Annotated in this window: 10 protein-coding genes and 1 tRNA gene; 5 read left to right on the top strand and 6 right to left on the bottom strand. The window is 43.8% G+C overall.

Features of this window, described 5'->3' with window-relative positions:
* Positions 1–23: 23 nt before the first annotated feature.
* From LPH68_RS20505 to LPH68_RS20515, 3 genes are read right to left on the bottom strand one after another with little or no spacing between them, the layout of a single operon-like run.
* Positions 24–911, bottom strand: coding sequence for a DUF5683 domain-containing protein (locus tag LPH68_RS20505; RefSeq protein WP_134985542.1), 888 nt, complete (start codon positions 909–911; stop codon positions 24–26).
* Positions 912–1,802, bottom strand: coding sequence for a ParB/RepB/Spo0J family partition protein (locus LPH68_RS20510; protein WP_004301392.1), 891 nt, complete (start codon positions 1,800–1,802; stop codon positions 912–914).
* 15 nt (positions 1,803–1,817) lie between these two features.
* Entirely contained in the window at positions 1,818–2,582 is a 765-nt protein-coding gene (locus tag LPH68_RS20515; RefSeq protein ID WP_004301394.1) for a ParA family protein, read from the bottom strand.
* 355 nt (positions 2,583–2,937) lie between these two features.
* On the opposite strand from LPH68_RS20515, the gene surE reads away from it, so the two are divergent.
* The 3 genes from surE (at position 2,938) to LPH68_RS20530 (ending at position 5,813) form a co-directional block, all read left to right on the top strand.
* The gene (gene surE, locus LPH68_RS20520; protein ID WP_008020629.1) at positions 2,938–3,705 is read left to right on the top strand and encodes a 5'/3'-nucleotidase SurE; all 768 of its coding nucleotides are present in this window, start codon (positions 2,938–2,940) and stop codon (positions 3,703–3,705) included.
* A gap of 85 nt (positions 3,706–3,790) precedes the next feature.
* Entirely contained in the window at positions 3,791–4,927 is a 1,137-nt protein-coding gene (lpxB, locus tag LPH68_RS20525; RefSeq protein ID WP_004315144.1) for a lipid-A-disaccharide synthase, read from the top strand.
* A gap of 94 nt (positions 4,928–5,021) precedes the next feature.
* Complete coding sequence (locus tag LPH68_RS20530; protein ID WP_004310987.1) at positions 5,022–5,813, top strand: NigD-like protein; 792 nt, start codon at positions 5,022–5,024, stop codon at positions 5,811–5,813.
* 106 nt (positions 5,814–5,919) lie between these two features.
* Here LPH68_RS20530 and LPH68_RS20535 read toward each other — a convergent pair whose 3' ends face one another.
* Genes LPH68_RS20535 through rsfS form a run of 3 tightly spaced genes read right to left on the bottom strand, consistent with a single transcriptional unit; the run spans position 5,920 to position 9,307 of the window.
* Positions 5,920–6,768: a phosphatidate cytidylyltransferase gene (locus LPH68_RS20535; protein WP_008642078.1), complete on the bottom strand. Its 849-nt coding sequence runs from the start codon at positions 6,766–6,768 to the stop codon at positions 5,920–5,922.
* Between the two features lie 16 nt (positions 6,769–6,784).
* Positions 6,785–8,938, bottom strand: coding sequence for an ATP-dependent zinc metalloprotease FtsH (ftsH, locus tag LPH68_RS20540; RefSeq protein WP_032848672.1), 2,154 nt, complete (start codon positions 8,936–8,938; stop codon positions 6,785–6,787).
* A 9-nt stretch (positions 8,939–8,947) separates the two neighbouring features.
* Entirely contained in the window at positions 8,948–9,307 is a 360-nt protein-coding gene (gene rsfS / locus LPH68_RS20545) for a ribosome silencing factor (RefSeq protein ID WP_004310984.1), read from the bottom strand.
* 264 nt (positions 9,308–9,571) lie between these two features.
* Between rsfS and LPH68_RS20550 the strand changes: the two genes are divergently transcribed.
* Both LPH68_RS20550 and LPH68_RS20555 read left to right on the top strand, forming a co-directional pair.
* Positions 9,572–9,642: transfer RNA gene (locus LPH68_RS20550), tRNA-Gln, on the top strand.
* A gap of 172 nt (positions 9,643–9,814) precedes the next feature.
* Positions 9,815–10,996 (top strand): site-specific integrase, encoded by a 1,182-nt coding sequence (locus LPH68_RS20555; RefSeq protein ID WP_230297107.1) that lies wholly within the window; start codon positions 9,815–9,817, stop codon positions 10,994–10,996.
* The last annotated feature ends 54 nt before the right edge of the window (positions 10,997–11,050 follow it).

The following is an 11,050-nucleotide window of genomic DNA, read 5'->3' on the forward strand; positions in this document are numbered from 1 at the left end:
TAAGATCAATCTAAATTGTGTTTTTAAAATCGTAATACGCATTGCAGACCAACCGACTTGTTTTTTAAACTGCTGGAGCGGAACTGGTTGTTATTGTCGATAACAGCCGGTTCTACTTTCATGCTCAAGTCGGGGGTTATATCGAAGTTAGACAACTCTGCATCTACATAAGCGTCGATGATAGAGATCAGGTAAACTCCGATAAAAGCAAATATACTAAGGTCCCGATAACGACGGAACATATCTTTTCTTCGTTTTAGTGTGTTTTTTAGCTGCTCCTCATTATAAGTGGAGTTCGGGGGCAACAAGTCTTCGTAACTTTTCGTATTCGGGTTGCTGTCCATAATGTCCAGATAGGCTTGCGAATAGTCTTTGTACATCTTACCGTTCCAACTTAAGGCGTAAGCACAACCAGCAAATCCTCCATATATAATAGGTAATTTCCAGTATTTACGGTTGTAAATCTGTCCTCCACCGGGGAATACGACTGCCAGCCACGTTGCTTTGGTCGGATTCGGGATAAATATTTTCTTGTTAATATCTTGAGCAGGTGGCGGCACAGTGTCGGTCTTTACAACAATGGAGGCAGGTTGCTCTATCTTTTTCAGCTCTTTCTTATTGGCTGCATCCAAGCTGTCCGCTATCTGTATTTTAGCAGCTGACAAACTGTCGATGGCCGGAAGTTCTTTGGATGGTATGATTTGGATAGAATCCTTCTTCACCGAGTCCTGTATAATCGGATCACGATGCCTTCGTGCACGGGCTTTCGGCGCTTCTCGCTGTATGATTGTTGTATCTTTCCGTGCCGGAGTAACTGTGGATTGTGCATACACATCAATCCCTGCCACCTGTAAAAAACAGAGAAGCAGGGCGCTGACTAGTAACTGATATTTCTTACTTTTTCTTGTCATTTACTTCTTTAGCGTATCGAAGATTTCCATGATACGTTCCAGTTCCTCCTCGTTCCCGAAAGGAATACTGATCTTGCCTTTTCCCTTTTCAGAGCAGGTGAGTTGTACCTTGGTGTTGAAAAAGCCGGAGAGTTGTTGCTTCAATAAGTTGAATTCTTCAGGAAGTTTGCCACGTTTGGGTGTTATTTTCCGTGTGCCGCTTTTCACAGCTTCTCCTTCGCTTAATGATTTAACAATTTCTTCTACTTTGCGGACTGAATATCCGTGTTCTTGTATTTCTTCGAATATTTTAACTTGTAGTTTAGGGTCGCCTAATGAAATCAGCGCACGGGCATGTCCCATGTCCAGCTGCTTGTTTTGCAGGGCCATCTGTATTGGAGCCGGCAATTTCAGTAAGCGCAGGTAGTTGGCGATCGTCGTTCGTTTCTTTCCGATACGTTCGCTAAGACGTTCCTGTGTCAGTTCGTACTGATCGAGCAGATGCTGGTAGGCAAGTGCGATTTCTACGGCATTCAGGTCTTCACGCTGGATATTTTCAATCAGCGCCATTTCCATCATGTTTTCGTCGTCGGCAGTGCGTATATAAGCAGGGATCGTTTTCAGTCCTGCTCTTTGTGACGCACGATAACGACGTTCTCCCGCGATGATCTGATACTCATCGTCCGAGAGTTTGCGTAAGGTAATAGGTTGGATGATACCGATTTCCGCAATGGAATCAGCCAGTTCCTGCAATGCTGTTTCGTCAAACTCACGGCGGGGCTGGTTGGGATTGACAGTAATCTTTGCCAGCTCTATTTCATTAATGGAAGAAGACCCTTCGGTTTTCACATCATCCATTGAGAGCAAGGCGTCGAGACCACGTCCTAATGCATTTCTTTTTTGTGTTGCCATATCTTCTTCTTTCTTTTATTTATTTCGGTTGATAATCTCTTTAGCAAGAGCCAGGTGGTTTTTGGCGCCGGTAGATTCCGCATCGTAAAGGATGGTCGGGACACCGTAGCTGGGAGCCTCGCTCAATTTCACATTTCGTTGAATAACGGTGTTGAACACCAGTTCCTGGAAATGACGTTTCACTTCATCGTAGATTTGATTGGCCTGACGCAGACGAGAGTCATACATTGTCAGTAAGAAACCTTCGATTTCTAAAGCCGGATTCAGTTTCGACTTGATGATTTTGATGGTATTCAACAATTTGCTGATACCTTCAAGAGCAAAATATTCAGCTTGAACGGGGATAATCACGGAGTCGGCTGCCGTCAGGGCATTGATCGTGATCAGTCCTAATGAAGGCGAACAGTCTATCAGGATATAGTCATATTCTTTCTTCAAAGGTGTGAGTACTTCTTTTAGTATCTTTTCTCGGTTTGGGAGGTTCAGCATTTCAATCTCTGCTCCTACGAGATTGATGTGCGAAGAGATTACTTTCAAAGAATCAATCTCCGTATCAAGGATAGCGTCCTGTACGTTGGCTCTGTCAATAATACATTCATAGATAGTGCATTCCGACTGCTTGATGTCTACTCCCAGACCGGAAGAGGCATTAGCTTGCGGGTCGGCATCTACTACGAGTACCTTTTTTTCCAGTGTAGCAAGTGAAGCTGCGAGATTAATCGTAGTCGTTGTCTTTCCTACACCGCCTTTTTGATTGGCCAAAGCAATAATTTTTCCCATATTCTCTAAATTTATTGGCAGCGAAATAAGTGATAAATCCTTAGAGCGCCTACGAAAAAAGAGAAACTTTGCAATTTCTGTTGATAAGTCGCCTGTTTTGTTAATAACTGTCGGACGAAACGGTTACCAAACTTCGACAGGTTCATCATCTACCTTTCTCTTTATGAGCTTGCAAATATACATATTTATATTGGATATTTATTTCTTTTTTTGCTCGCTTGCAGAAGATTAAGATTTGTAAACGGGTAGGAGTGGGGGTGAAAGAGACTTTTCGATCTGATGCGGGGAGGTGTTTGGTGGTACGGCTTCTTTTTGTTACTTTTGTGCGAATATAAAAAAGGAAAGGATTGAATATATGGAAAAAGAGAAGCCGTTGATACTTGTTTCGAATGACGATGGCGTGATGGCTAAAGGTATTAATGAACTGGTGAAGTTTCTTCGCCCTTTGGGTGAGATTATAGTGATGGCACCTGATGCTCCGCGTTCCGGTAGTGGGTGTGCGCTGACGGTGACGCAGCCGGTTCATTACCAGTTAGTAAAGAAGGAAGTGGGCTTGACTGTTTATAAATGTTCGGGAACACCGACCGATTGCATCAAATTGGCACGAAACACAGTGCTCGACCGGACTCCGGATCTGATAGTCGGCGGTATCAATCATGGAGATAACTCTGCCACTAACGTGCATTATTCCGGTACGATGGGAGTGGTGTTTGAGGGCTGTTTGAATGGAATTCCTTCTATTGGCTTCTCCTTGTGCAATCATGCACCCGATGCTGATTTTGAAGCTGCCGGACCTTATATCCGCAGCATCGCTGCCATGATCTTGGAAAAAGGACTTCCTCCTTTAACTTGTCTGAATGTGAACTTCCCCGATACAGCCGATATAAAAGGAGTGAAAATCTGTGAACAGGCGAAAGGACGTTGGACGAATGAATGGGCTGCCTGCCCTCGTCTGAATGATCCTAACTATTTCTGGCTGACCGGTGAATTTACCGATCATGAACCTGAAAACGAGAAGAACGATCATTGGGCTTTGGCAAATGGCTATGTTGCTATCACCCCAACTACGGTTGACGTGACGGCTTATCACTTTATGGACGAACTTAATAAATGGTTTAATTAGTTGAAATTTGAAAAAGAAAGCATGACGCCCTGTTAGTCATCTATCCCTCTCAACTCTCAACTCTCAACTCTCAACTCTCAACTCTATGAAGTATTATCTGATTGTCGGTGAAGCTTCCGGCGACTTGCACGCCTCTCATCTGATGGCTGCCTTAAAGGCAGAAGACCCGCAGGCTGATTTCCGTTTTTTCGGAGGTGACTTGATGGCGGCTGTCGGAGGAACGATGGTAAAGCACTATAAGGAGTTGGCATACATGGGATTTATCCCTGTATTACTCCATCTGCGCACTATCTTTGCAAATATGAAGCGTTGCAAAGAAGACATCGTTTCCTGGGAACCGGACGTTGTTATTCTGGTAGATTATCCGGGATTCAATCTTGATATTGCCAAGTTTGTCCATGCAAAGACACAGATACCGGTTTACTATTATATTTCTCCGAAGATATGGGCGTGGAAAGAATACCGTATCAAGAATATAAAACGAGATGTAGATGAGCTTTTCTCCATTCTTCCTTTTGAAGTGGAATTCTTCGAAGGAAAGCATCAATACCCCATTCACTATGTAGGAAACCCTACCGTGGATGAGGTGGCAGCCTATCAGGCAGCTCATCCGAAAAATAAGGAGCACTTTATTGCGGAGAACCAATTGGAGGATAAGCCGATTATCGCTCTTCTTGCCGGTAGCCGGAAACAGGAAATCAAAGATAATCTGCCGGATATGTTGAAGGCTGCTTCCGCTTTTCCCGACTATCAGCTTGTCTTGGCCGGTGCACCTGCCATTGCTCCCGAGTATTATAAACAATATGTAGGAGAAGCGAAAGTGAAAATCATTTTCGATCAGACTTATAGCCTGTTGCAGCATGCAGATGTAGCTTTAGTTACTTCGGGTACAGCTACGCTTGAGACGGCATTGTTTCGTGTTCCTCAAGTGGTTTGTTATTACACTCCGATCGGGAAAGTGGTTTCTTTTTTGCGGCGTCATATCTTAACTGTGAGATTTATTTCGTTGGTTAATTTGATTGCTGACCGTGAAGTGGTAAAGGAACTGGTGGCGGATACGATGACCGTGAAGAATATGCAGAACGAATTGAGAAATATCATTGAAAATGAAGCATATAGAAATGAGATGCTTTCGGGGTATGAATATGTAGCCGAACGGTTAGGACCTGCCGGTGCTCCCCGTCATGCAGCTCGTGAAATGCTGCGTTTGTTGAAAAAATAACTTTCTTTTTCTGAATAAACGTAAAGCCGATGCAGTAAATGCACGGCTTTTTTATTTATAAAGCAGAAGACTAAAATAAAGAAAGGAAAAAGATATGAAAAAATTTAAGTGGCTTTTAGGAATCTTATTATTGGCATTAGTACCAATGTTGCAATCATGTGATGATGATGGTTATTCTATTGGAGATTTCAGCTGGGACTGGGCGACTGTTCGTGCAACCGGTGGAGGAGGATATTATTTGGAAGGTGATAATTGGGGGGTGATTGATCCGGTTGCTACTTCTATTCCTTGGTTTAAACCGGTGGATGGTGAACGTGTCGTGGCTTTTTTCAATCCTTTGTATGACATGGAAGGAGGAAAAGGAGTTCAGGTGAAGATGGAAGGGATACAGGAACTGTTGACAAAGGAAGTGGAAGATATGTCGACAGAGGAAGAAGCGGAAGAATTCGGAAATGATCCTATTCTGATTTATCAGGGTGATATGTGGTTGGGAGGAAAGTTCCTGAACGTAATTTTCCGTCAGGAGTTGCCTCGTTCGGAGAAACATCGTATCAGCCTTGTGCAAAATAAGATGGAACCGGGAGAGCCGGGCGAACCGTCAGAACCGGGAACATTGAATGTGGATGAAGATGGTTACATACATTTGGAACTGCGTTATAATACGTATGAGGATGTGACTGACTATTGGGGATGGGGACGAGTTTCTTATAATCTGGAAAAGTTCTTCCCTACGCCGAAAGATTCCTGGGTAGCACCCAAAGGGTTTAAGGTGACAATAAACTCAAGAGAACATGGAGAAGGAAGAGTGATTGTGCTTGATCTGGATCATCCGGTCGGTGTACCGGAAGCAGCAAAGGATGTTCATTCCACTTCTTCGATCCGATAACCTAACTATGATTTACTGTGTGTGAAAAAGGTCGGGATACTTCCGTAGAAGTTCCCGACCTTTTGTATTTTGTTTCAGCTCTAATCGATTGAGAAAGAATCCCCCGTTAGAACCATGTTAATGCATATAGATAAACGACTGCTGCCGGTATAGCCATCAGGGAACTGTCAAAGCGGTCGAGCATCCCACCGTGTCCCGGAAGAATGGTTCCCGAATCCTTAACGTGCAACTGGCGTTTCAATAACGACTCCGTCAGGTCACCCCATGTACCGAATATAACAACCACCAGTGCCAGTCCTGCCCATTCAATCATTGACATAAATGGGAAGTAGTGAGCGAGTATAAAAGATACTCCGATTGCTACCACTCCGCCGCCGATAGAACCTTCCCATGATTTCTTGGGAGAGATACGTTCAAACAACCGGTGTTTGCCGATCAATGAACCGATGCAATAGGCTCCCGTGTCATTCAGCCAGAGGAAAATAAAGATAGATAGCGGTAGGATAGGATTGTAACTTACGCTACTGTATTCTGATCCCGGATCGTTATGGAATGCCAATACATTCAGCAAAGCAAAAGGCAGTCCGATATAAAGTTGGCTAAGCATAGAATAAGCCCAGTTAAGTACCGGGTTTTCCTTTTTCAGATACAACTCGCTAATCATCATGTAAAGCAATAAAAGCACATACGGGATGAATATCTTCGAATCGGCCGCATCAATGCAGAATCCCATGATTGCAAGGAATAGGTAAGCCCCGCCGAGCATATTAATGGTCTTGTTTATCTTCACTCCTTCTGCGCGCATATTTACCAGCTGTCCGAACTCATAAATGGTCAGTGCGCTGATAGCGGTGAACAGAATACCAAAGCTGAATGCGTCATAAAGGATGCACCCTACCAAGATGGCAACGAAGAGTACACCCGTAATAGCTCGTTTTATAAAATTATTAATCAAAATCTATTCGTTTTAATTAGTTGGACCCGTTAGCTTGTTCTTCCCCATTGGATTTACCCTCTACGGTAACTTTGCCCTCCACAGTAACCTTTTTACCTTCTGCGGCAACTTTGGTGTCTATGGGTGCTTGTTTTTCCTTTGCGGTATTTTCAGCTTCCTCTTCTTTGATTTCTTTTTCTTCTTCTTTCAGCTTTTGGGCAAGTTCTCTTTCAGCTCTTGCGGCATCCTGGCTTTCTTTAGCAGCCATGATTTCTTCCGAGCGGGAAGCCCAAGGGCGTTTACCGAAGATACGTTCAACGTCTTCCGCGAAGATTACTTCTTTGTCAATCAGTAATTGCGTCAGTTCGTTGTGTCCTTCTTTATTCTCTGACAGAATTCTCTTGGCACGGTCATACTGCTCGTTTACCATTCTCTTGACTTCTTCGTCAATCAATTCGGCTGTCTTTTCGCTGTATGGACGGTTGAAAGAATATTCATCGTTGTTGTAATAACATAAGTTTGGCAGCTTGTCGCTCATACCTAAATAAGCAATCATGCCGTATGCCTGCTTAGTCACCCTTTCCAGGTCGTTCATGGCACCAGTTGAGATGCGGCCGAGGAATAAATCTTCAGCGGCGCGTCCTCCCAAAGTAGCACACATTTCGTCCAGCATCTGCTCCTTGGTAGTGATCTGACGTTCTTCCGGCAGATACCAGGCAGCTCCCAATGCACGTCCGCGGGGAACAATCGTAACTTTAATCAATGGGTTGGCATATTCCAACAACCAGGAGATAGAGGCGTGTCCTGCTTCATGCAAAGCGATGGAGCGTCTTTCTGCTTCCGTTGTAATCTTGGTTTTCTTTTCCAGACCACCGATGATGCGGTCTACCGCATCCAGAAAGTCCTGCTTGCTTACGAATTTCTTCCCGTGGCGGGCAGCGATCAGTGCAGCCTCATTGCAGACATTGGCAATATCCGCACCCGAGAATCCCGGTGTCTGACGTGCCAGCAAGTCCACATCTACACTATCGTCTATTTTAATCGGGCGCAAATGCACGCCAAATACTTCTTTACGTTCGTTTAAGTCGGGCAGGTCCACGTGTATCTGACGGTCAAAACGTCCTGCACGGAGCAGTGCCTTGTCGAGTACGTCTACACGGTTGGTAGCAGCAAGGATAATCACACCGCTATTGGAACCGAAACCGTCCATTTCTGTCAGCAACTGGTTCAATGTGTTTTCGCGTTCGTCATTTCCTCCCATTGCAGGGTTCTTGCCACGGGCACGTCCTACGGCATCAATCTCATCAATAAAGACGATACAGGGAGCTTTTTCTTTAGCCTGTTTAAATAAGTCGCGAACACGGGATGCACCTACACCCACAAACATTTCCACGAAGTCGGAACCTGCTAATGAGAAGAAAGGCACATTCGCTTCGCCGGCCACAGCTTTGGCAAGCAATGTTTTACCGGTTCCCGGAGGGCCTACCAGCAATGCTCCCTTGGGTATCTTACCTCCCAAATCCGTATATTTCTGCGGTTCCTTTAAGAACTCTACGATTTCCTCCACTTCTTGTTTTGCTTCGGCCAGCCCCGCTACATCTTTAAATGTAATCTTGATGGCTCCGCCTTTTTCAAAAAGCTGGGCTTTTGATTTTCCTACATTAAATACGCCGCCGGGGCCACCACTGCCGCCTCCGCTCATACGGCGCATGAAGAATATCCATAACGCAACCAGCAAGACAAGCGGGAGTACCTGAATCAGAATTGCGGGGAAAATATCCGATTTGGGCGGATAGTCGGATGAACCGTCAAAATGACCGGCTTCCTTTTCTGCCTGCAAAAACTCTTCCAGTTTATCGGTAGACGGGGTTCTACTTGTAATGACAGGGTTGCGTCCCACCTTGGTAGAGTCGGCTCCAAAAACAGCCCCTACGGCAGTCGGTTTGAGGAAAGCTTCGATTGATTTATCTTCATAACCCAATACTTTGCTGACATAACCCTTTTTTACATAGTCCTGAAACTCGCTGTAAGTTACAGCTTTGCTTCCTGCTCCTTTTGAATCACTGCCCCACCAGAGGCCGAGAAGCATAAGGGCAATAATCATATACATCCAGTTCAGGTTGAACTTCGGCATATTAACCTTATTGTTAGGTTTATTGCTATTGTTATTATTGCTATTATTATTGTCCATAATCATTAATTAGTCTAGATCGGGGATTTGAGTAAGTTTAGCATCTGCCCAGAGGTGCTCAAGATTATAAAAAGCTCTTGTCTCCGGCAAAAAAACGTGTACCAATACATCGGCATAGTCCATAGCTACCCATTCTGCATTTCGGAGTCCGTCGATTGCATAAGGCTTGCTGTCCGCACCTTTGCGTGTAAATTCCTTGATTGAATCTACTATTGCACTCACTTGACTGGGAGAATTTCCCTGACAGATAACGAAATATTTACAGATGGTATCTTCTATGCTGGTTAAATCGGCAACGACTATCTTTTTACCTTTTTTCTCTTGAATTCCTTCTTTTATTTTTTCAATTAATACTTTAGTATCGTTCATTCCTGTAATTGGGATTAATAATTCATGTTCTCTATTTGTTTATAACAAAAAAAGGTGACCCTTTGTTTCTGATAATAAACGTGATATTTTTGACAAATATACGCTGATTTATTGGATACAAGAAAGTTATCCCTCAATTTTTGTGTTTTTTAGTGGAGATACTTTTGTTTGGAAAGCTTATTTGGACATTTTTGCAAAAAAAATATCGGATTTGTTTTGAATTCCCAAAATATTTGTATCTTTGCACCCGCAAACGAAAATCATTGGGCTATGGTGTAATGGTAACACTACAGATTCTGGTCCTGTCATTCCTGGTTCGAATCCAGGTAGCCCAACAAAACACCAGCTTTTTACTGACAAAAACCCGCTAAAAATGCAATTTTAGCGGGTTTTTTTGTGCTTTGACAAATACCATCCGAAAAAAGTTGACGCTAATTCGGTGGCTAATTCGGTGACACGAATGCTCTTTTTTGATATTTTTTTGAGTGGTTCTCAAAAAAAATAACGATGAGCCAAAAAAAGCAAACTTTCAATGTTCTTTTCTGGATAAGGAAAGGAAGAACGAATGAAAAACTGTCACCTCTTTCATGTCGGGTTACGATTTCGGGACAAAGATACGAAATTCCCACGAAACTATACCTACGGTCTGAATCATGGTCGGCAGTTGCGCAAAAGTCACTTGGTAAGACCGCCAATGACAAAGAAGCCAACTGGTATATCGAAGATTTGAAAATCACGATCGAAGATACCGTTACCAAAATTAGACAGAAAAACTACCCTCTCAACATTGAGAACTTCAAACTCATGTTTCAGACACAGGATAATGAGTTCTCTACCATCAGCACACTGTTTGATTACCATGAAATCATGGAGAAGAAAAATCTCCGTGCCAGTACATTTGTCGGCTATCACGTAACGAAGAAACACCTGCTCAACTTTATACGTATCAAATACCATGTCTCTGACTATGACTTGACCGCCATTGACAAAGCTTTCGTTTATGAGTTTTACGCCTATCTGCAAGGCTATAAGAGGGAAGGGGAGACCGTATGCGCTGTCAATGGTGCATTGAAGCATATCCAGCGTTTCAAAAAGGTGATGAATGTCGCCCTGCAAAACGAATGGATAAGCCGGAACCCTGTCTGCCTGCTCAACGCCAAGAAAACGAAAGTAGAAAGAGGATTCCTGTCCGAAAAGGAACTGAAGAGCATCGAGGAAGTCCCTTTGCCCGCCAACCTCTCCATCGTGAGGGACGTGTTCGTATTTGCTGTCTACACCGGACTGTCATTTGTCGACATCAGCAACCTGACCAATGAAAATATAAATGTCGGTATCGACAAAAGCTTGTGGCTGAACTACTATCGTCAGAAAACGGACATACACGCCATGCTGCCTTTATTGCAGCCTGCTGTCTATATATTAAAGAGGTACGAAGCATACCACGAAGGAAAACGGACTAATCATGTATTCCCGGTACCGCCCAACCAGGTGGCAAACCGATACCTGAAAAAAGTGGCCAAGGAAGCGGGAGTAGAGAAAAATATCACTTTTCACATGGCGAGGCACACTTTTGCCACCACTATCACCCTGTCTCACGGCATACCGATTGAAACTGTGTCAAAAATGTTGGGACATACCAGCATCAAGACGACGCAAATCTACGCTAGTGCGCCCAGAATGGTCGCTTAATAAATACTTCTTTAGCAAGAAGTTAGGATTGGGTTCGATATAATCCTATCGTCA

The sequence above is a fragment of the Bacteroides sp. 1_1_30 genome (assembly GCF_020982715.1).
GTDB lineage: Bacteria > Bacteroidota > Bacteroidia > Bacteroidales > Bacteroidaceae > Bacteroides > Bacteroides xylanisolvens.